This is a genomic window from Streptomyces sp. NPDC026659, from assembly GCF_040638245.1.
Taxonomy (GTDB): Bacteria; Actinomycetota; Actinomycetes; order Streptomycetales; family Streptomycetaceae; genus Streptomyces.
In genome coordinates this window covers 26,336-47,946 of sequence record NZ_JBEZXY010000007.1, presented here as the reverse complement: position 1 = coordinate 47,946, position 21,611 = coordinate 26,336, and the positions used below count along the sequence as shown (strand labels likewise).

General features: G+C 72.9%; 14 protein-coding genes and 1 pseudogene. 7 read left to right on the top strand and 8 right to left on the bottom strand.

Features of this window, described 5'->3' with window-relative positions; all coding sequences use genetic code 11:
- Positions 1–207: 207 nt before the first annotated feature.
- The 4 genes from trpB (at position 208) to lgt (ending at position 4,297) form a co-directional block, all read left to right on the top strand.
- The gene (gene trpB, locus AB0E91_RS18610) at positions 208–1,491 is read left to right on the top strand and encodes a tryptophan synthase subunit beta (protein ID WP_361782573.1); all 1,284 of its coding nucleotides are present in this window, start codon (positions 208–210) and stop codon (positions 1,489–1,491) included.
- The gene (gene trpA / locus AB0E91_RS18605) at positions 1,488–2,306 is read left to right on the top strand and encodes a tryptophan synthase subunit alpha (protein WP_361782570.1); all 819 of its coding nucleotides are present in this window, start codon (positions 1,488–1,490) and stop codon (positions 2,304–2,306) included. The genes trpB and trpA overlap by 4 nt, the downstream gene beginning before the upstream one ends.
- Positions 2,307–2,415: 109 nt before the next feature.
- Positions 2,416–3,192: a thioredoxin domain-containing protein gene (locus AB0E91_RS18600; protein ID WP_361782567.1), complete on the top strand. Its 777-nt coding sequence runs from the start codon at positions 2,416–2,418 to the stop codon at positions 3,190–3,192.
- Between the two features lie 85 nt (positions 3,193–3,277).
- Positions 3,278–4,297, top strand: coding sequence for a prolipoprotein diacylglyceryl transferase (gene lgt / locus AB0E91_RS18595; RefSeq protein ID WP_361782564.1), 1,020 nt, complete (start codon positions 3,278–3,280; stop codon positions 4,295–4,297).
- Between the two features lie 94 nt (positions 4,298–4,391).
- On the opposite strand, the gene AB0E91_RS18590 is transcribed toward lgt, so the two are convergent.
- From AB0E91_RS18590 to AB0E91_RS18560, 7 genes and pseudogenes are all read right to left on the bottom strand, one after another.
- Complete coding sequence (locus AB0E91_RS18590; RefSeq protein WP_161181070.1) at positions 4,392–5,204, bottom strand: CoA ester lyase; 813 nt, start codon at positions 5,202–5,204, stop codon at positions 4,392–4,394.
- Entirely contained in the window at positions 5,201–6,430 is a 1,230-nt protein-coding gene (locus tag AB0E91_RS18585) for a CoA transferase (protein WP_361782559.1), read from the bottom strand. Before AB0E91_RS18585 ends, AB0E91_RS18590 begins: the two co-directional genes overlap by 4 nt.
- Positions 6,427–7,320, bottom strand: coding sequence for a ribokinase (gene rbsK / locus AB0E91_RS18580; RefSeq protein WP_361782556.1), 894 nt, complete (start codon positions 7,318–7,320; stop codon positions 6,427–6,429). Before rbsK ends, AB0E91_RS18585 begins: the two co-directional genes overlap by 4 nt.
- Entirely contained in the window at positions 7,317–8,678 is a 1,362-nt protein-coding gene (locus AB0E91_RS18575; RefSeq protein WP_361782553.1) for an ADP-ribosylglycohydrolase family protein, read from the bottom strand. The genes rbsK and AB0E91_RS18575 overlap by 4 nt, the downstream gene beginning before the upstream one ends.
- Positions 8,675–9,889, bottom strand: coding sequence for an ADP-ribosylglycohydrolase family protein (locus AB0E91_RS18570; protein WP_361782550.1), 1,215 nt, complete (start codon positions 9,887–9,889; stop codon positions 8,675–8,677). The genes AB0E91_RS18575 and AB0E91_RS18570 overlap by 4 nt, the downstream gene beginning before the upstream one ends.
- Before the next feature lie 7 nt (positions 9,890–9,896).
- The gene (locus AB0E91_RS18565; RefSeq protein WP_361782547.1) at positions 9,897–11,009 is read right to left on the bottom strand and encodes an ADP-ribosylglycohydrolase family protein; all 1,113 of its coding nucleotides are present in this window, start codon (positions 11,007–11,009) and stop codon (positions 9,897–9,899) included.
- A 380-nt stretch (positions 11,010–11,389) separates the two neighbouring features.
- Positions 11,390–12,436: pseudogene (locus AB0E91_RS18560) on the bottom strand (ADP-ribosylglycohydrolase family protein); the annotation flags it as partial.
- A gap of 282 nt (positions 12,437–12,718) precedes the next feature.
- On the opposite strand from AB0E91_RS18560, the gene AB0E91_RS18555 reads away from it, so the two are divergent.
- The 3 genes from AB0E91_RS18555 to AB0E91_RS18545 all read left to right on the top strand — a co-directional run bounded on the left by AB0E91_RS18555 (position 12,719) and on the right by AB0E91_RS18545 (position 19,965).
- Positions 12,719–13,450, top strand: coding sequence for a VIT1/CCC1 transporter family protein (locus tag AB0E91_RS18555; protein ID WP_361782544.1), 732 nt, complete (start codon positions 12,719–12,721; stop codon positions 13,448–13,450).
- 463 nt (positions 13,451–13,913) lie between these two features.
- Entirely contained in the window at positions 13,914–18,509 is a 4,596-nt protein-coding gene (gene gltB / locus AB0E91_RS18550; RefSeq protein ID WP_361782541.1) for a glutamate synthase large subunit, read from the top strand.
- Entirely contained in the window at positions 18,502–19,965 is a 1,464-nt protein-coding gene (locus tag AB0E91_RS18545; protein ID WP_361782538.1) for a glutamate synthase subunit beta, read from the top strand. Before gltB ends, AB0E91_RS18545 begins: the two co-directional genes overlap by 8 nt.
- A 107-nt stretch (positions 19,966–20,072) precedes the next feature.
- On the opposite strand, the gene AB0E91_RS18540 is transcribed toward AB0E91_RS18545, so the two are convergent.
- Positions 20,073–20,990 carry a rhomboid family intramembrane serine protease gene (locus AB0E91_RS18540; RefSeq protein WP_361782535.1) on the bottom strand — a complete coding sequence of 306 codons (918 nt, stop codon included), beginning with the start codon at positions 20,988–20,990 and terminating at the stop codon, positions 20,073–20,075.
- Positions 20,991–21,611 lie beyond the last annotated feature (621 nt).

The following is a 21,611-nucleotide window of genomic DNA, read 5'->3' as shown; positions in this document are numbered from 1 at the left end:
CAGGGTGAGGTACCACATCGGCGCGGAGCCCGGCCAGATCAATGGCATGCGATGGCAGCAGCAGCCCCTCAGGGGCGCGGGGCTCCGATCGATCATGCGGCTCCGCCGCGTGGGCGCGACAAGCCACTAACGGCTCGCAGCCAACAGACGAACCCCGCCCCCACGGCGATTAGTGTTTTTTCCACGCACTCACCGTGAGGTACTGGCATGCCCAGCAACTACTTCTTCCCTGACCCGGAAGGCCAAGTCCCCACCGCCGAGGGGTACTTCGGCGCCTTCGGCGGCAAGTTCATCCCGGAAGCCCTCGTGGCCGCCGTGGACGAGGTCGCCGTCGAGTACGAGAAGGCCAAGCAGGACCCGGAATTCGCCCGCGAACTGGACGACCTCCTGGTCAACTACACCGGCCGCCCCAGCTCCCTGACCGAGGTTCCCCGGTTCGCCGAACACGCCGGTGGCGCCCGCGTGTTCCTCAAGCGCGAGGACCTCAACCACACCGGCTCACACAAGATCAACAACGTGCTCGGCCAGGCCCTGCTCACCAAGCGCATGGGCAAGACCCGCGTCATCGCGGAGACCGGCGCGGGACAGCACGGCGTCGCCACCGCCACCGCCTGTGCCCTGTTCGGTCTCGACTGCACGATCTACATGGGCGAGATCGACACCGAGCGCCAGGCCCTCAACGTGGCCCGGATGCGGATGCTCGGCGCCGAGGTCGTGGCCGTGAAGTCCGGCAGCCGCACTCTGAAGGACGCCATCAACGAGGCGTTCCGCGACTGGGTCGCCAACGTCGACCACACGCACTACCTGTTCGGCACCGTCGCGGGCCCGCACCCGTTCCCGGCGATGGTCCGCGACTTCCACCGCGTCATCGGCGTGGAGGCCCGCCGCCAGATCCTGGAGCAGGCCGGACGCCTCCCGGACGCCGCCATCGCGTGCGTGGGCGGCGGCTCCAACGCCATCGGCCTCTTCCACGCCTTCATCCCCGACGCGGACGTCCGCCTGATCGGCTGCGAGCCTGCCGGACATGGCGTGGAGACCGGCGAGCACGCGGCGACCCTCACCCAGGGAGAGCCCGGCATCCTGCACGGCTCCCGCTCCTACGTCCTCCAGGACGAGGAGGGCCAGATCACCGAGCCGTACTCGATCTCGGCCGGCCTGGACTACCCGGGCATCGGCCCCGAGCACGCCTTCCTGAAGGACTCGGGCCGCGGCGAGTACCGCGCCGTCACCGACGACGAGGCCATGCAGGCGCTGCGGCTGCTCTCGCGCACCGAGGGCATCATCCCGGCCATCGAGAGCGCCCACGCGCTCGCCGGTGCCCTGGAGGTCGGCAAGGAGCTGGGCCCGGACGGCCTGATCATCGTCAACCTCTCCGGGCGCGGCGACAAGGACATGGACACCGCCGCCCGCTACTTCGGCCTCTACGACACCGACGCCGAGGTGGCCGCCGACCAAGCCGACACCGCCGAGATCGAGGGGGACGCCAAGTGAGCGGGAACATTCAGCTGCTGTCGGACACCCTCGCCGCCGCGAAGGCCGAGGACCGCGCCGCGCTCATCGCCTACCTCCCGGCCGGGTTCCCGACCGTGGACGGCGGCATCGAGGCGATCAAGGCCGTCTTCGACGGCGGGGCCGACGTCGTCGAGGTCGGGCTGCCGCACAGCGACCCGGTCCTGGACGGCCCGGTCATCCAGACCGCCGACGACATCGCGCTGCGCGGCGGCGTGAAGATCGCGGACGTGATGCGCACGGTCCGCGAGGCGCACGCGGCCACCGGCAAGCCGGTGCTCGTCATGACGTACTGGAACCCCATCGACCGCTACGGCGTCGAGCGGTTCACCGCCGAGCTGGCCGAGGCGGGCGGCGCGGGCTGCATCCTGCCCGACCTGCCGGTGCAGGAGTCCGCGCTGTGGCGCGAGCACGCCGAGAAGCACGGTCTCGCGACCGTCTTCGTGGTCGCCCCCAGCAGCAAGGACGAGCGGCTCGCCCGGATCACCGCGGCGGGCAGCGGCTTCGTCTACGCCGCCTCGCTGATGGGTGTCACCGGCACCCGTGAGTCGGTCGGCGCGCAGGCCCAGGACCTGGTGGAGCGCACCCGCGCGACCAACGGCGACCTGCCCGTCTGCGTCGGCCTCGGCGTCTCCAACGCGGCCCAGGCCGCCGAGGTGGCGGGCTTCGCCGACGGCGTGATCGTCGGCTCGGCCTTCGTCAAGCTGATGCTGGACGCCCCGGACGAGGCCGCCGGTCTCGAAGCGGTCCGCGCGCTCGCCGCCGACCTGGCGAAGGGCGTGCGCGGCACGGTCTGAGCCGCCGCCCCGACGGGCACGGAGACGGGCACGGAACTCCGTGGTCACTCGAACGGGTGGACCTACGGCCGGGGAGGCGCAATGCGCCTCCCCGGTTCGTTCAGGGGGTGTGAGCGAGAAGAACCGTGACGGAAAGCGCACCGCCCGGCAGCGGATTGCGGCGGAGCGCGAGAAGCAGAAGTCCGCGGAGAGGCGGCGCCGGGCGCTGATCGTGGGCGCGAGCGTGGTCTGCGTCCTCGGCCTCGCCGCGGTGATCGGCATCATCGCCGCGAACGCGGGCAAGGACAAGGGCAGCAAGAACGCGGGCCCGGTCGTGGCCCCCTCCGGCGCCCAGGGCAAGGACAGCCTCGCGATCCCGGTCGGCAAGGACGGCGCCAGGTCGACGCTCACCGTCTGGGAGGACTTCCGCTGCCCGGCCTGCCAGGCCTTCGAGGTGCGGTACCGCCCGGTGCTGCACGAGCTGACGGACGCGGGCAAGCTCCGCGTCGACTACCACCTGGTCCGGCTGATCGACGGCAACCTGGGCGGCACCGGCTCCCTGCGCGCGGCCAACGCCGCCGCCTGCGCGCAGGACGCGGGCAGGTTCCGCGACTATCACGACGTGCTCTACGCCAACCAGCCCGAGGAGTCGGACGACGCCTTCGCGAGCGACGACAAGCTGATCCAGCTCGCCGGCAAGGTCAAGGGCCTGGACACCCCGGCCTTCCGCTCCTGTGTGAAGGACGGCACGCACAACAGCTGGGTGAACCGCTCCCACCAGGCGTTCGAGGCGGCCAAGCTCGGCGGGACGCCCACGGTGCTGTTCGACGGCAGGAACATCTACCAGGACCAGACCATGACCCCGGAGAAGCTCAAGCAGCTGGTGGAGGCCAACGACCGAGGGTGAGCCACGTTTCTCACCTGCCCGTTATGGAGCCGTAGCCCGGTCGCCCGGCGTCCGCGCGGCCCGGCACGGTAGCGTCGACCCTGCCATGGATATTGCCTACATTCCCAGTCCGTCGCGCGGGGTGCTGTACCTCGGCCCCATTCCGCTGCGCGGTTACGCCTTCTGCATCATCATCGGCGTCTTCGTCGCCGTCTGGCTCGGCAACAAGCGCTGGGTCGCCCGGGGCGGCCGCGCCGGCACGGTCGCCGACATCGCCGTGTGGGCGGTGCCCTTCGGCCTCGTCGGCGGACGGCTCTACCACGTGATCACGGACTACGAGCTGTACTTCAGCCCGGGCCGGAACTGGGTGGACGCCTTCAAGGTCTGGGAAGGCGGCCTCGGCATCTGGGGCGCGATCGCGCTCGGCGCGCTCGGTGCCTGGATCGGCGCCCGCCGCCGGGGCGTCGCGATGCCCGCCTACGCCGACGCCGTCGCCCCCGGCATCGCCTTCGCGCAGGCCATCGGCCGCTGGGGCAACTGGTTCAACCAGGAGCTGTACGGCCGCGAGACCCATCTGCCCTGGGCCCTGCACATCACCTCCTCCGAGGGCGGCCGGGTGCCGGGCTACTACCACCCGACGTTCCTGTACGAGTCGCTGTGGTGCGTCGGCGTCGGTTTCCTGGTCATCTGGGCCGACCGCCGCTTCAAGCTGGGCCACGGCCGCGCCTTCGCGCTCTACGTCGCCGCCTACTGCGTGGGCCGCGGCTGGATCGAGTACATGCGCGTGGACGACGCCCACCACATCCTGGGCCTCAGGCTCAACGACTGGACCGCGCTGATCGTCTTCCTGCTGGCCGTGACCTACCTGATCGTCTCGGCGCGGATGCGTCCGGGCCGGGAGCCGGTCGTGGAGGCGGGCGCCGCCGAGGGCGCCGAGGGCGCCGAAGCGGTCGAGGCGAAGGGCGACGCGCCCGAGGGCGACAAGCCGGAGGGCAAGGACGAGGCGAAGCCCGAGGACGGCGCGGCGAAGCCCGAGCAGTCCGAGAAGGCCGAACCCGAGGACACCGCCGGCACGGCACCCAAGGTCGACATGGCCAAGGACACCGCCGAGGCCAAGAAGGGCTGACGCGCACACGGCACGCGCATGTGGCACAGGGAGAGGGCGCCCGGGGATTCCCCGGGCGCCCTCTTCGCGTACGTGCCCCGCAGGGACCCCGCCCTCAGCCCCGCCGCACCAGCGACAGCGTGCGCCGGGCCAGGGCCACCGTCGCCGCGTCGATGAAGCGGCCGTCGGGGAGGGCCTGGGCGCCCTGCTCGGCGGCGGCCGCCTTGACCACGGTCTCGGCCTCCTCCAGCTCCGCCGGGGTCGGCTGGTAGGCCCGCTCGATCACCGGGAGCTGGCGCGGGTGGATCGCGGCCCGGCCCAGGAAGCCGAAGGCGCGGCCCCGGGCGCAGGAGGCGGCCAGACCGTCCAGGTCCCGGATGTCGGGGTGGACGGACTGCGGGGGCGGGGCGAGTCCCGCCGCGCGGGCGGCGACGATCACCCGGGACCGGGACCAGTCGAGCCCCGAGTCGGCCCGTACCCCGAGGTCGGCCCGCAGGTCCGCCTCGCCCAGCGAGATCCCGCGCAGGGAGGGATGGGCGCGGGCGATGGCGTGGGCGTGCTCGATGCCGAGGGCGGATTCGAGGAGCGCGTACAGCGGCAGCGCGGTGAGGACGGCGGTGTGCCGTACCTCGTCGGGGGAGGCGACCTTGGGCAGCCGGAGTCCGGACGCGCCGGGCAGGGAGGCCAGGGCGGCGAGGTCCGCCGCGCCCCAGGGCCCTTCGGCCGCGTTCAGCCGGACGTGCACCGGGACCGGCTGGTGCTCGGAGAGCCGTTCGGCGGTGGCCGTGCGGGCGTACTCCTTGCGGTCCGGGGCGACCGCGTCCTCCAGGTCGATCACCACCACGTCGGCGCCCGCGACGAGCGCCTTGTCCACCACGTGGGGCCGGTCGCCGGGGACGTAGAGCCAGGTCAGCGGGGTGCGGGTCACAGGGCGCCCTCCTCGCGCAGGGCGCCGAGCTCGGCCGGGCCGAGTCCCAGTTCGGTGAGTACGTCCTCGGTGTCGGCGCCGTGGGCCCGCCCCGCCCAGCGGATCGCGCCGGGGGTCGCGGAGAGCCGGAAGAGGACGTTCTGCATCTTCAGCGGGCCGAGGTCGGGGTCGGCGACGGTGGTGACCGTGTCCAGGGCCAGGTACTGCGGGTCGGTGAACACGTCCCGTACGTCCTGCACGGGGGCGATCGCCGCCTCCGCCTTCTCGAAGGCGGCCAGCACCTCGTCCCGGTCGCGGGCCGCGATCCAGGAGCCGACCGCCGCGTCCAGGACGTCGGCGTGCGCGGCCCGCTGGGCGCCGCTCGCGAACCACGGTTCCTCGATCAGCTCCGGCCGGCCCACCAGCCGCATCACCCGCTCGGCCACCGACTGCGCCGAGGTGGAGACCGCGACCCAGGAGCCGTCGGCGGTGCGATAGGTGTTGCGCGGGGCGTTGTTCGCGGAGCGGTTGCCGGTGCGTTCCTGCACATGGCCGAGCTGGTCGTACCAGGTGGGCTGGGGGCCGAGCACGGCGAGCATCGGCTCGATGATGGCCATGTCCACGACCTGTCCGGTGCCGGTGCGGTGCCGGGCGGCGAGCGCGGTGAGCACGGCGTACGCCGTCGCCAGCGCCGTGATCGAGTCCGCGAGCCCGAACGGCGGCAGGGTCGGCGGCGCGTCCGGTTCGCCGGTGAGCGCCGCGAAGCCGCTCATGGCCTCCGCGAGCGTGCCGAAGCCGGGCCGGTGCGCGTACGGCCCGAACTGGCCGAAGGCGGTGACCCGGGTGAGGATCAGGCGGGGGTTGACGGCCGACAGCTCCGGCCAGCCGAGGTCCCACTTCTCCAGGGTGCCGGGGCGGAAGTTCTCGATCACCACGTCGGCGGTGGCCGCGAGCCGCAGCAGGGTCGCGCGGCCGCCGGGGCGGGAGAGGTCGAGGGTGATGGCGCGCTTGTTGCGGCCGAGCACCTTCCACCACAGGCCGATCCCGTCCTTGGCCGGGCCGTGCCCGCGCGAGGGGTCGGGCCGCCGGGGATGCTCCACCTTGATCACCTCGGCGCCGAAGTCACCGAGCATCGTGGCGGCGAGGGGACCGGCGAAGAGCGTGGCCAGGTCCAGGACGCGCAGTCCGTCCAGCGGCTGGACGGACGGGCGCGGGGCGCGGGGCGTGTTCTCGTCTCGGCTGCTCATGCGGTGTACTGCGCCTCGATCTCCTGGCGGTACGGCATGGACGCCGACGCGCCCTCCCGCTGCACCGACAGCGCCGCCGCGGCGGACGCCCACATCAGGGCCTCGCGGATGGGCCGTTCCTCGGCGAGGGCGACCGCGAGCGCGCCCGCGAAGGTGTCGCCCGCGCCGGTGGAGTCCACGGCGGTGACCACGGTCGCGGGTACGGCCAGCGGCTCCTTGCCGCGTGCGACGTAGAGGCTCCCGGCCTCGCCGAGGGTCACGACGACCTCCGGCACGAGGTCGAGCAGGGCGGTGGCCGCCTCGCGCGGGTCGATGCGGCCGGTGAGGGTGATGGCCTCGTACTCGTTGGGGATCAACAGGTCGGTCGCTTCGAGGAGTTCGGGGGGCAGCGGCTGGGCGGGGGAGGGGGTGAGCACGGTGCGCACGCCGTGCCGGCGGGCGGCCTCGGCACCCGCGAGGACCCCGTCGAGCGGGATCTCCAGCTGCAGCAGCAGGGCGTCGGCGGCGGTGAGGGCGCCCTCGTCGCCGGGGGCGAGGTGGTCCACGGTGCCGTTGGCGCCGGGGATGACGACGATGGAGTTGCCGCCCTCGTCGTCCACGACGATGTGCGCGGTGCCGGAGGGGCCCTCGACCGTGCGCAGGAAGTCGGTGTCCACGCCGGAGTGTTCGAGGGTGTCGCGCAGCCGGAGCCCGAAGGCGTCGTTGCCGACCGCGCCGATCATCGAGACGGTGGCGCCGCACCGGGCGGCGGCGATGGCCTGGTTGGCGCCCTTGCCGCCGGGGATGGTGTGGAACTCGCGCCCGGTCACGGTCTCGCCGCGCTGCGGGGCCTTGGCGACGTAGGTGACGAGGTCCATGTTGGTGCTGCCGAGGACCGCGATGTGGGTCATGGTCGGGTCGCCTCCAGGTGGGTGAGGTGGGCCAGGGTGTCGAAGCCGGTGCCGTCGAAGTCGGCGACGGTGGTGGCGAGCCGGTTCTTCAGCGGGGACCGCCAGCGCTCGGGCAGCGCCTCGGGGGAGCCCGCGAGCAGCCCCGCGACGCTGCCCGCCGTCGCCCCGTTGGAGTCGGTGTCCCAGCCGCCGGACACCGCACGGCAGATGGAGCCGGAGAAGTCGCCGTCGGCGTGGGTGAGGGCGGCGGCGATCAGGGCGGTGTTGGGGATCGCGTGCACCCAGTGGTGGGTGGCGTCGTAACGGGTGTGGAGCCGGTCCACCACGTCGTCGAAGTCGTCGTGCTCGTGCGCCAGTTGGATCGCGTGGTCGAGTGCCTCGGCCAGCCGGGAGCGGGCCGGGACGACCGTGCGGCCGGTGCGCAGACAGGCGTGCACGTCCTGTGTGCCGGTCGCGGCGGCCGCGAGGACGGCGGCGGTGAACATCGCCGCGTAGACGCCGTTCGCGGTGTGGGTCAGCACGGCGTCGCGGTATGCCTGTTCGGCGGCGGCCGCCGGGTCGCCCGGGTTGGTCCAGCCGTGGACGTCGGCGCGGATCAGCGCGCCGATCCACTCGCGGAACGGGTTGCGGTACCGGGCGGTGCGCGGGGGTTCGATCCCGCCCAGGAGGTTGCGGAAGGCGACGCGCTCGGCGGTGAAGGCGCGGCCGGGCGGGAGTTCGTCCAGCCAGAGCGCGGCCACCTGGTCGGTGGTGAAGGCGCGGCCGTGCCGCCGGAGCAGCAGCAGGTTGAGCAGGGGGTAGTTGAGGTCGTCATCCTCGGGCATCCCGTCGATGTTCTCGGCGAGCGAGGTGGTGGCCGAGCGGCGGTTCCAGGGGTGTCGGGCCAGCAGCTCGGCGGGGACGCCCTTGGCGGTGAACCAGGTGGTCAGCGGGCGGTTCCCGGCGGCCTCGGCGAGGGCGCGGATGCCGTCCAGCGGCAGCTTCTCCACGGGCTTGCCCAGCAGGCACCCGGCCGCGCGGCCGAGCCAGGCGGCCTCCAGGGCGGCGGGGGAGACGCGGGTACGGCCTTGCGAGGCAGGCCAGTGGGGACACGCCTCGGTGAGCGCGGTCCACTCCGTCGGCTCGTCCGCCTTCAACGCGCTGGGCAGATCGGCCAGTTCGTCGAGCAGGTCCTCGGCGAGCAGCCGCAGCGAGCGGGAGACCGGTTCCGGGGAGGCACCGGCCCGCCCGGGGGCGTCCGGGCCGCCCGCCGCCTGCCAGCGTGCCTCGATCCGCGCGGGCTCCCGGCCGTCGAGGCGGGCCTGCCGGATCTCGTGCCCGAGCAGGTCCTCGGGCTGGACCCAGGTCAGCCGGATCATGCCGGGCCCCCGAGGGCGGCGAAGGCCAGCTCGTGCGCGCGCCGCCGGGCCACGTCCCGTGCGAAGACCTCCCGGGCGACCCCGGCCAGTTCCCGCGCCGGAGCCCACAGGTCGAGGCGGCTGGCCTCGGCCACCGTCTTCGCCCACTCCTCGGGCACGGGCGAGCCGAGCGCGCCGGTGATCGCGCCCGCCATGGTGGCGATGGAGTCGCAGTCGCGCCCGTAGTTCACCGAGCCGAGCACCGCGTGCCGGTAGTCGCCGCCCGCGACCACCACCATGCCGAGCGCCACCGGCAGTTCCTCGATGGAGTGCAGCCGCGAGGGGCGGCGGGCGCCGAGCGAGGGGGCGCGGTAGTCGGGGCCGACCGTGTCGTACGGGGCGACCGCCGCGCGCAGCGGGACCAGCGCCGACTCGAAGTCGCCGTACCCGGCGGCCGTTTCGCAGACCTCCTCGATCGCCTCGCGCGTGCCGTCCTTCGCCAGCGCCAGGCAGGCCGCCACCACCGAGTCCGGGGTGGCCCCGGGCGCGGTCGCGGCGGCGACGGCCGCGGCGAAGACCCCGGCGGCCTCCCTGCCGTACGACGACTGGTGCGCGCCCGCGACGTCCAGTGCCTCGGCGTACGCGGCGGCCGGGTCGGCGGCGTTGACCAGGCCGACCGGGGCCATGTACATCGCCGCACCGCAGTTGACGATGTTTCCGCTGCCCGCCTCGCGCGGGTCCACGTGACCGTAGGCCAGCCGGGCCACCAGCCACTTCTCGGCGAGGAAGATCCGCTGGAGCGGCAGCGCCTCCGCCTCCAGCTCGGGAATCCAGCGGGGGTTGGTCATCAGGTCCGGGACCAGGTGGTCGGCGACCGCGTAGGCGTCGAGATGGTCCCGGACGCGCTCGTAGACCCGGATCAGCGCGTGGGTCATCAACGTGTCGTCGGTGACGTGCCCGTCGCCCTTGTGGTACGGCGCGATGGGGCGGGCGGTGCGCCACTCGTCGCCGTTCCAGGGGCCGACGAAGCCGTGGACGCGGCCGCCGTGGCGATCGGCGATCTGGTCGGGGGAGTAGCCCTCGACGGGGCCGCCGAGCGCGTCGCCCACGGCGGCGCCGACCAGGGCCCCGGTGATCCGGGCGTCCAGCGCGGTCAGTCCCGGGCCGGGGGCGCCGGAGCCTTCTCGGCCGACGGCTCCCGGACCGGGGAATTCTTCCTTTTCGGGCGTCATGCCCGAATCATCCCTCCGGTCGGGCCCGTTGTGCGGCTTCCAGCAGCCCGGCGAGTTCCACGAGGTCCGTACCGGTGAGCCGGGGCAGCGCGCAGCCGGACAGGACACGGCACGCGTCCCGCCAGGTTCCGGGCACGCACGCGCCGCCGCCCAGCGCGCCGGTGAGCGCCCCGGCCAGCGCCGGAGCGGAATCCGCGACCCGGGAGAGACAGGCGGCGGCGGGAACGGCCTCGCGGATACGGCCCCCGGAGGCGGCGGTCAGCGCGAGCGCGACGGGGACCGTTTCGGCTGCGGCCACGCCGTAGCTGTACACATGATCGACGATCCGGTGCTCCAGGAGAGGGATCAGCTCGAAGGCCGAGCCGCTGTCCGCGACCAGTGCGAGCGCCTGGCGGGCGTTGCGGCCGATCTCCGTCCCGGCGGGGAGTTCCGCGAGCGCCGCCGCGACGCACTCGTCCGGTTTCGCCCCGTCGAGGGCCGACGCCAGGGCCGCCGCCATCGCCCGCGCGCCGTGCACGCCGTCGCCGTCCTGGGTGTAGCGGGCGTCGAACTCCGCGAGGTCCGCCGCGCGCCGGGGATCGCCGGGGTGGGCCACGGCGAGGACGCAGGCGCGCACGCAGGCGGCGTCGTCGAAGTAGTGCGGGTTGTCGTGCCCGGTGGCGGGCGGCCGCAGCCCGGCGGCCAGATTCCCGAGGCCCGCGCGGACCGAGATCCGCGCGCGCAGCGGCAGTACGGCGGACTCGATCTCCGGGGCCCGGTCCGCCGCCGCCGACACCTCCGCGGCCACTGCGGTCCAGGTCAGGTCGATGGCCGCGCGCATCCTGCGCTCCCGGCTGAGGTCCCCGAGCACGTCGTCCCCGGCCCGCAGCACCGCCTCGGCGGCGAACGCGGCCCACTCGGCGTCGTCGGAGGGGCCGAGCCGCAGCGGCTCCGGGGGCTGGTTCAGCGCGACCGGCACGGGCAGCGTGGTCGTCGCGTTCTGCTCCGCGAACGTGTCCAGCTCCCGGGTGAGCCGCCGCGTCCACTCGGGCATCCGCGCCGCCCGGTGCCGCGCGGCGGGCCACCCGGCGGCGTCCCCGGCGGCGAGTCCGAGCAGCAGTCCTTCGATACGGCGGCTCACGCGGGGACCTCCGAGTCGGTGCGGGCGGCTGTGGCCCGGGTGGGTGCGGCGGGGTCGGGCGGCACGGAGGGGGTGAGGGCCCCGCCCTCCGGCACGGCCCCGCTTCCTGCGGACACCAGCTCCCGCGTCTCTTCCGGTACGGCGCCGCTCCCGGCCGTCACCAGTTCCCGCACCTCCTCGCTTCCGGCCGTCACCAGCTTCCGCACCTCTTCGCTGCCGACCGCCACCAGTCCCTGTACCTCTTCGCTTCCGGCCGTCACCAGTTCCCGCACCGTCTCCGGTGCCGTGCCGTTCCCCGCCGGAGCCGCCTCGCGGAGCGCCCCGCCCCGCACCAGCTCCCGTACCTCCACCGGCAGGAAGTCCGGGACGGCCAGCGCCTCGCCCCACTTGCCGCCCTCCTCCGGGACCAGGAGTTCGGCCACGTCCAGGATGTGATGGCCGGCCATGGCGGGGAGGCAGCGGCCTCGGGCGGGGCCGATGGCGGCGGCCCAGTCCGCGGGGATGGCGGAGGCGCCCCGGGTGGCGCCGGCCAGGGCGCCCGCGACGGCCGCCGTGGTGTCGGCGTCGCGGCCCATGTTGACGGCCGTCAACACCGCTTCCCGGAAGTCGCCGTCGGCCGCCGCGTACGCCCCGAAGGCGAGGGCGACGGCCTCGGGGGCGAGGTCGGTCCAGGGGTAGCCGCCGATGACCACGGCGGACCGGACCGCACGCTCGCCCCGGTGGGCGACGGCGACCGCGCGGCGCAGCGAGCGGGCGGTCCAGGAGTCGTCGGGTACGGCCGCGAGCGCGGCGGCGACGACCACGGCCGGGTCGGCGCCCGCCATCGCCGCCGCCACCCCAGCCGCGACCGCCTGCCCGCCGTGGATGCCCTCGCCCTCGTGGCTGACCGAGCCGTCGATCGCCACGAGCCGGGCCGCCTCGGCGGGCCGCCCGGCGGCGAACACCCCGAAGGGCGCCGCCCGCATCGCGAGCCCGTCGCTCCAGGCGTGCCGGTGCTGGGCGGAGATGGGGGCCGCCAGGCCCCGCCGCAGGTTCTCCAGGGTGCCGCGCTCGCTGAAGCCCGCGCCCCGGAAGGGGCCCTCGGCCCGGTCCGCGATCCACTGGTGCCAGGCCGCCTCGACATGCGCCGGGGTGAGCGCGGAGCCGTGCCGGGCGAGCAGCAGCCCCGAGAAGATCGCGTACTCGGTGTCGTCGGTGCCCGAGGGCCGGTCGGTGACGTACCCGGTGATACGGCCCCAGCGGGCGCGGATCTCGGAGGGCTTCATGTTCTCGGCCGGCGCGCCGAGCGCGTCGCCCACCGCCAGGCCGAGCAGCGCGCCGCGCGCCCGCTCGCGCGGTCCGGGCCGGTCCCCGTGCGCCGGGTCCGGGGCGGGATCCGGGTCGGGGTCTGGGGCGGGGTCCGGGGCGGTGCGGGCGGTCGAAGCCATGGCGGACTCTCCTTCGGCGGTGGGCCGCGCCAGGTCCTGTCGGCCGCGCGGCCCTTTGCGGATGTGTCCCCCGCGACACGCGCCGACCAGCCTCCGGAGGGCCGGTATCACCCTCTCGGCATCTGAGCGTCTGAATCCTCGGATGAGCAAGAAAAGGTAAAGCCGCAGGTTAGCGCAGCCTTTCCTTGCTGGCGGGCGTGGAATGGCCGACGTAGGTTGATGGTTGTCAAAAGATAGAAACAGTCCAAAGTTAGCTTTGGCTAAGCTTCCCGGGGGTTCTGGATGGCCATCATCGACACCGAGGCCACGCTGCACGAGGCGCACCGTGACAACCACACGCACCGCGACGTCAACGGCGGCTGGCTGCGCCCCGCCGTCTTCGGCGCGATGGACGGCCTGGTGTCCAACCTCGCCCTGCTGACCGGCGTCGCGGGCGGGTCCGTCGGCCATCAGACGATCGTGATCACGGGCCTCGCCGGGCTCGCCGCGGGCGCCTTCTCCATGGCGGCCGGCGAGTACACCTCCGTCGCCTCGCAGCGCGAGCTGGTGCTGGCCGAGCTGGACGTCGAGCGCCGTGAGCTGCGCAAGCACCCGCAGGCCGAGGAGGAGGAGCTGGCCGCGCTGTACACCGCGCGCGGAGTCGAGCCCGGCCTCGCCCGCGAGGTCGCCCGGCAGCTGTCGAAGGACCCCGAGCGCGCCCTGGAGATCCACGCCCGCGAGGAGCTGGGCATCGACCCGGCCGACCTGCCCTCGCCGCTGGTGGCCGCCGTGTCGTCGTTCGCCTCGTTCGCGCTGGGCGCCCTGCTGCCCGTGCTGCCGTTCCTGCTGGGTGCGACCGTGCTCTGGCCCGCCGTGCTGCTGGCCCTCGCCGGGCTCTTCGGCTGCGGTGCGGTGGTGGCCCGCGTGACGGCGCGGAGCTGGTGGTTCAGCGGACTCAGGCAGCTCGCCCTCGGCGGTGCCGCGGCCGGTGTGACGTACGCCCTGGGCAGCCTGTTCGGTACGGCCCTAGGATGATGTCCACGGTATGTATGCGAGGGCCCGTATAAATAATCGTTACTCGCGGGTTTCGAACGCTTAACCACGGGGCATGACCTGTGAGCACTGGCACTGCGGGCAATGACGCCTGCGGTGCGCCCGCGGATCGGGGGAAAGACACCCGGCCCGCCCCCCTCGGACCGGCCCGGTCCCGATCCGACCGATCATCCCCGGCCCGGCCTTCACGCACCTTTCCCGCCGCCGTGCGCGGCACCCGCCGCGAACGACCCCGCGGCACCCGCCGCGACCCCTGCGGCACCCTCGCCGCACCCCCGCGGCACCCGACGCGACCTTCCGCGTGGCGTCCGCATGGTGGAACGGTCTATCCGGTTCCCGGGAGCCGTCCCATCATGTAACCTGCACGAAATTTTGCACTCCACGCAGAGGGCCAGCGTCGTCCCTCGGTACCGCACATGGCCAGATGACGACGACGGGAGAGCCGATGCGTACGCCGCGCCAGCCGTCCCAGCACTCCGTGACCGACCGCCCCTGGTCCTTCATGGATGCCCGCCCTGTGGCTCAGGGCATGTACGACCCCCGCGACGAACACGACGCCTGTGGCGTCGGTTTCGTGGCCACCCTCACCGGCGAGGCGAGCCATGCGCTGGTCGAGCAGGCGCTGACCGTACTGCGCAACCTGGAGCACCGGGGCGCCACCGGCTCCGAACCCGACTCCGGGGACGGCGCGGGAATCCTCTCCCAGGTGCCCGACGCGTTCTTCCGTGAGGTGGCCGGATTCGATCTGCCGGCCGCTGGTTCCTATGCGGTCGGCGTCGCCTTCCTGCCCGAGGACGGCACCTCCGAAGCCGTCTCACGGATTGAGACGATCGCCGCCGAGGAGGGCCTCACGGTCCTCGGCTGGCGCGAGGTCCCGGTGGCGCCCGAGCTGCTCGGCGCGACCGCCCGCTCGACCATGCCCGCCTTCCGTCAGCTGTTCGTCGGCGACGGGGTCAGCGAGGGCATCGCGCTCGACCGCAAGGCGTTCGTGCTGCGCAAGCGCGCCGAGCGGGAGGCGGGGGTCTACTTCCCCTCGCTGTCCGCCCGGACCATCGTCTACAAGGGCATGCTGACCACCGGCCAGCTGGAGCCCTTCTTCCCGGACCTGTCCGACCGCCGCTTCGCCTCCGCGATCGCGCTCGTCCACTCGCGCTTCTCCACGAACACCTTCCCGTCGTGGCCGCTCGCGCACCCGTACCGCTTCATCGCGCACAACGGTGAGATCAACACCGTCAAGGGCAACCGCAACTGGATGCGCGCCCGCGAGTCCCAGCTCGGCTCGGACCTGTTCGGCACCGAGGACAACCTCACCCGGACGTTCCCGGTCTGCACGCCGGACGCCTCCGACTCGGCGTCCTTCGACGAGGTGCTGGAACTCCTGCACCTGGGCGGCCGCTCGCTGCCCCACTCCGTGCTGATGATGATCCCGGAGGCGTGGGAGAACCACGACTCCATGGACCCGGCCCGGCGCGCCTTCTACCAGTTCCACTCCACGATGATGGAGCCCTGGGACGGCCCCGCCTGCGTCACCTTCACCGACGGCGTCCAGGTCGGCGCCGTACTCGACCGCAACGGCCTGCGCCCCGGCCGCTACTGGGTCACCGACGAGGGCCTGGTCGTCCTCGGCTCCGAGGTCGGCGTCCTCGACATCGACCCCGCGCGCGTGGTCCGCAAGGGCCGCCTCCAGCCCGGCCGCATGTTCCTCGTGGACACCGCCGAGCACCGCATCATCGAGGACGACGAGATCAAGGCGTCCCTCGCCGCCGAGCAGCCCTACGGCGACTGGATGGAGGCCGGGGAGATCGAGCTGGGCGACCTGCCCGAGCGCGAGCACATCGTGCACACCCACGCCTCCGTCACCCGCCGCCAGCAGACCTTCGGCTACACCGAGGAAGAGCTGCGCGTCATCCTCGCCCCCATGGCCAAGGCGGGCGCGGAGCCCATCGGCTCCATGGGCACCGACAGCCCCATCGCGGCCCTCTCCGAGCGCCCCCGGCTGCTCTTCGACTACTTCACCCAGCTCTTCGCCCAGGTCACCAACCCCCCGCTGGACGCCATCCGCGAGGAACTGGTCACCTCCCTGCGCTCCTCGCTCGGCCCCTCGGGCAACCTGCTCGACCCGACCGCGGCCTCCTGCCGCTCGGTCCTGCTGCCGTTCCCGGTGATCGACAACGACGAGCTGGCCAAGCTCATCCACATCAACGCCGACGGCGACATGCCCGGCTTCAAGGCCGCGACCCTCTCCGGCCTCTACCGGGTCTCCGGCGGCGGCGAGTCCCTCGCCGCGCGCATCGAGGAGATCTGCGCCGAGGCGGACGCCGCCATCGACAACGGCGCCCGGCTGATCGTCCTGTCCGACCGGCACTCCGACGCCGAGCACGCGCCGATCCCCTCGCTGCTGCTCACCGCCGCCGTCCACCACCACCTCATCCGCACCAAGCAGCGCACCCACGTGGGCCTGCTGGTCGAGGCCGGTGACGTGCGCGAGGTCCACCACGTCGCCCTGCTGATCGGGTACGGCGCCGCCGCCGTCAACCCGTACCTGGCGATGGAGTCCGTCGAGGACCTGGTCCGCGCGGGCACCTTCCTGCCCGGCATGGAGCCCGAGCAGGCCATCCGCAACCTGATCCACGCCCTCGGCAAGGGCGTCCTCAAGGTCATGTCCAAGATGGGCATCTCCACAGTCGCCTCCTACCGCGGGGCCCAGGTCTTCGAGGCCGTCGGCCTCCAGGACGAGTTCGTCGCGAAGTACTTCGACGGCACCACCTCCAAGATCGGCGGCGTCGGCATCGACGTCATCGCGCGTGAGGTCGCCGCCCGCCACGCCAAGGCGTACCCGGCCAGCGGCATCGCGCCCGCGCACCGCACGCTCGACATCGGCGGCGAGTACCAGTGGCGCCGCGAGGGCGAGCCGCACCTGTTCGACCCCGAGACGGTCTTCCGCCTCCAGCACTCCACCCGCGCCGGCCGGTACGACATCTTCAAGAAGTACACCGACCGGGTGAACGAGCAGTCCGAGCGCCTGATGACGCTGCGCGGCCTGTTCGGCTTCACCTCCGGCCGCGAGCCGATCCCGGTGGAGGAGGTCGAGCCGGTCTCCGAGATCGTCAGGCGCTTCTCCACCGGCGCCATGTCGTACGGCTCCATCTCCCGCGAGGCGCACGAGACGCTCGCCATCGCGATGAACGAGCTGGGCGGCAAGTCCAACACCGGCGAGGGCGGCGAGGACCCGGACCGGCTCTACGACCCGGCCCGGCGCAGCGCCATCAAGCAGGTCGCCTCCGGCCGCTTCGGCGTGACCTCCGAGTACCTGGTCAACGCCGACGACATCCAGATCAAGATGGCCCAGGGCGCCAAGCCCGGCGAGGGCGGCCAGCTGCCCGGCCACAAGGTCTACCCGTGGGTCGCCAGGACCCGGCACTCCACGCCCGGCGTCGGCCTGATCTCCCCGCCGCCGCACCACGACATCTACTCCATCGAGGACCTGGCCCAGCTGATCCACGACCTGAAGAACGCGAACCCGCAGGCGCGGATTCACGTGAAGCTGGTCTCCGAGGTCGGCGTCGGCACGGTCGCGGCGGGTGTGTCCAAGGCGCACGCGGACGTGGTGCTCATCTCCGGCCACGACGGCGGTACGGGTGCCTCCCCGCTCACCTCGCTCAAGCACGCGGGCGGTCCCTGGGAGCTGGGCCTCGCCGAGACCCAGCAGACCCTGCTGCTCAACGGGCTGCGCGACCGGATCGTCGTCCAGACCGACGGCCAGCTGAAGACCGGCCGCGACGTGGTGATCGCCGCGCTGCTCGGCGCCGAGGAGTTCGGCTTCGCCACCGCGCCCCTGGTCGTTTCCGGCTGCGTGATGATGCGCGTCTGCCACCTGGACACCTGCCCGGTCGGCATCGCCACCCAGAACCCGGTGCTGCGCGAGCGCTTCAACGGCAAGGCCGAGTACGTCGTCAACTTCTTCCGGTTCATCGCCGAAGAGGTCCGCGAACTCCTGGCCGAGCTGGGCTTCCGCTCCATCGAGGAGGCCGTCGGCCACGCCGAGGTGCTGGACGTCGAGCGCGCGGTCGACCACTGGAAGGCCCAGGGCCTGGACCTCGCCCCGCTGTTCCACGTGCCCGAGCTGCCCGAGGGCGCGGTGCGCCACCAGATCACCACCCAGGACCACGGCCTGGAGAAGGCGCTCGACAACGAGCTGATCAGGCTCGCCGCCGACGCGCTCGCCGCCCCGGACGCCGCCGAGGCCCACCCGGTGCGCGCCCAGGTCGCCATACGCAACATCAACCGCACGGTCGGCACCATGCTCGGCCACGAGGTGACCCGGAAGTTCGGTGGCGCGGGCCTGCCCGACGACACCATCGACATCACCTTCACCGGCTCGGCCGGCCAGTCCTTCGGCGCCTTCCTGCCGCGCGGTGTCACCCTCCGCCTGGAGGGCGACGCCAACGACTACGTCGGCAAGGGCCTCTCCGGCGGCCGCATCGTGGTCCGCCCCGACCGCGCCGCCGACCACCTCGCCGAGTACTCCACCATCGCGGGCAACACGATCGGCTACGGCGCCACCGGCGGCGAGCTGTTCCTGCGCGGCCGCACCGGCGAACGCTTCTGCGTCCGCAACTCCGGCGCCCTGGTGGTCTCCGAGGGCGTGGGCGACCACGGCTGCGAGTACATGACCGGCGGCCACGCGGTCGTCCTCGGCGAGACCGGGCGCAACTTCGCGGCGGGCATGTCCGGCGGCATCGCCTATGTGATCGACCTCGACCGGGACAACGTCAACCCCGGCAACGCGGGCGCGATCGAGCCCCTGGACGACGCCGACCGTATCTGGCTGCACGAGGTGGTGCGCCGCCACGCGGAGGAGACCGGCTCCACGGTCGCCGCCAAGCTGCTCGACGACTGGGACCGGGCCGTCGAACGCTTCAGCAGGATCATCCCCAGCACCTACAAGGCAGTGCTCGCCGCCAAGGACGCCGCCGAGCGAGCCGGTCTCTCCGAGACCGAGATCACCGAGAAGATGATGGAGGCGGCGACCAATGGCTGATCCCAAGGGCTTTCTCCACCACGGCCGCGAGGTCGCCCGCTCCCGCCCCGTGGACGTGCGCCTCAAGGACTGGAACGAGGTCTACGTCCCCGGCTCCCTGCTGCCGATCATCAGCAAGCAGGCCAGCCGGTGCATGGACTGCGGCATCCCGTTCTGCCACAACGGCTGTCCGCTCGGGAACCTGATCCCCGAGTGGAACGACTACGCCTACCGGCAGGACTGGGCCGCCGCCTCCGAGCGGCTGCACGCGACCAACAACTTCCCGGAGTTCACCGGCCGCCTCTGCCCCGCGCCCTGCGAGTCGGCGTGTGTGCTGGGCATCAACCAGCAGCCGGTCACCATCAAGAACGTCGAGGTCTCCATCATCGACAAGGCGTGGGAGACCGGGGACGTCGCCCCGCGCATCCCCGAGCGCCTTTCCGGCAAGACCGTCGCCGTCATCGGCTCGGGCCCGGCCGGGCTCGCCGCCGCCCAGCAGCTCACCCGCGCCGGGCACACGGTCGCCGTCTACGAGCGCGCCGACCGCGTCGGCGGCCTCCTGCGGTACGGCATCCCCGAGTTCAAGATGGAGAAGCGGCACATCAACCGCCGCATAGAGCAGATGCGCGCGGAGGGCACCCGCTTCCGCACCGGCGTCGAGATCGGCCGCGACCTCAAGGCGACCGACCTCAAGAAGCGCTACGACGCCGTCGTCCTCGCCGTCGGCGCCACCACCGCCCGCGATCTCCCCGTCCCCGGGCGGGAGTTGAACGGCATCCACCAGGCGATGGAGTACCTGCCGCTGTCCAACAAGGTCCAGGAGGGCGACTACGTGGCCCCGCCGATCTCGGCCGAGGGCAAGCACGTCGTCGTCATCGGCGGCGGCGACACCGGCGCCGACTGCGTGGGCACCGCCCACCGCCAGGGCGCGGCCTCCGTCACCCAGCTGGAGATCATGCCCCGCCCGAACGACGAGCGGCACGCGCTGAACCAGCCCTGGCCGACCTTCCCCATGCTCTACAAGGTCACCAGCGCCCACGAGGAGGGCGGCGAGCGGGTCTACTCCGTCTCCACCACCCACTTCGAGGGCGACGAGGACGGCAACGTCCAGTGGCTGCACCTGGCCGAGGTCGAGTTCATCGAGGGCAGGCTCACCCCGAAGCCCGGCAGCGAGCGGAAGATCCCGGCCCAGCTGGTCACCCTCGCCATGGGCTTCACCGGCACCGACCGCGAGAACGGCCTGGTCGAGCAGTTCGGCCTGGAACTGGACGAGCGGGGCAACATCGCCCGCGACGACGACTTCCGGACCAACGTGCCCGGCGTGTTCGTCGCCGGTGACGCCGGCCGCGGCCAGTCCCTCATCGTGTGGGCCATCGCCGAGGGCCGCTCCGCCGCCCGCGGCGTGGACCGCCACCTCACCGGGGCGAGCGACCTGCCCGCCCCGATCCGTCCGACCGACCGCTCCCTGGCGGTCTGACGGTCCCTTCCACCGGATGTCCCGTACAACGACGTACGCGGCATCGGGCGGCGCCTGCCCGACAGTCCCCGACCGGACGCCCAGGCAGGCGCCGCCGCCTGTTCACGTCATGCCATGACGCTCGTGAAGCCCGCCACCTTCACCCACGCCAGCACCAGCAGTACCACCACCAGCGCCGCGCACGCCCCCGCCTGGATCAGCGTCCGGCGCTTGTCGCGGGGCGCGTAGGCGTACGCCAGCGTCACCAGACCGCCCGTCAACAGGCCGCCCAGATGCGCCTCCCAGGACGTCATGAACGCCGAGACCACCAGCCACACCAGCAGACCGGTCATGTACTGGTTGACCGCCTTCATGTCGTAGCCCAGCCGGCGCCCCATCACCCAGTACGCCGCGCCCAGGCCGAAGATGGCGCCCGAGGCGCCGATCGTCAGCTCGTCCGGGGCGACAAGGAGCACCAGCACCGAACCGCCCAGCGCCGCCAGCAGATACAGCGCGAGATAGCGGGCCCGGCCCAACTGGGTCTCCACGACACGGCCGATGCTCCACAGCGAGACCATGTTCATCACGATGTGCACCATCCCCATGCCCTCGTCCGGCGGCATGTGCAGGAACTCACCGGTCAGCAGCCGCTCCCACTGGCCGCCCGCCAGACCCTCCGGGCGCAGCACCGGGTCGTACGGGTACTGCCACAGGTAGTGCCCGCCGTGCGGGCCGAGCAGCCCCGCGCCCAGCATCCCGAACCGGTCCACGAGCGACGGCCGGGCCAGCTCCAGGAGATAGGCGGCCACGTTCAGGCCGACCAGCGCATAGGTGACCAGCGGGACCGCGCTGATCCTGCCGCCGAACGCCGTGCGCGCCTGCCGGACCGACCGTGTCCCCTCCTTCACGCACTCCACGCACTGGTGGCCGACCGCAGCCTCGCGCATGCAGTCCGGGCAGATGTAACGGTCGCAGCGGGTGCAGCGGACGTGCGACTCCACCTTGGGATGGCGAAAACAGGTGGTCACGTCGGACTCGGCGGTCACGGCCGGCTCCTCGGGGGAAGACTCGGGGAAGACTGGGACAGGATGGGCCGGTGGGGCGGCGGCGAACAAACTATCGGACCGGGGCGGACGGCGGGAGAACGGCCGGGGAGGGCCGCCGCTCCGGCTGTGATCACCTGATTTCCCGACGCCGCGTCACCGTCCCGCAGCCCGCGCACTCTTAGGGATGACAGGACCGGTGAGGCACGTATCCGCTGGTCGGAGTGCGTGCTGATGATGTCCCCGATCATCGCGCCAACCGCAGTCGCCCAGCCCGCATCCGACGGGCTGCTGCGCCGTGCGCAACCGGGGCATCGTCCGCCCGGTGATCATGGCCGACGGCTTCAACCTTGGCCGCAGCGACCTCGACTGGCTCTGCACGGGCCTCGACCAGACAGCCCCGCCGCCCGCCAGATGCTCTGGCGCCACTACGACCCGAAGACCGGCGAGACCGTGCTCACGGTGGACCGGATCTACCCCGGCACCGCCTTCCACGCCCAGGCCCAGGGCAAGGACGTCACGGTCGCCGAGCTGAAGCGGCGCTTCCCGGCCGCCGAGAAGACCATCACCACCAGCGGCTTCCCCGAGCTGGACGGCGCCCCCGGCGGCACCCTGAGGTCTGTT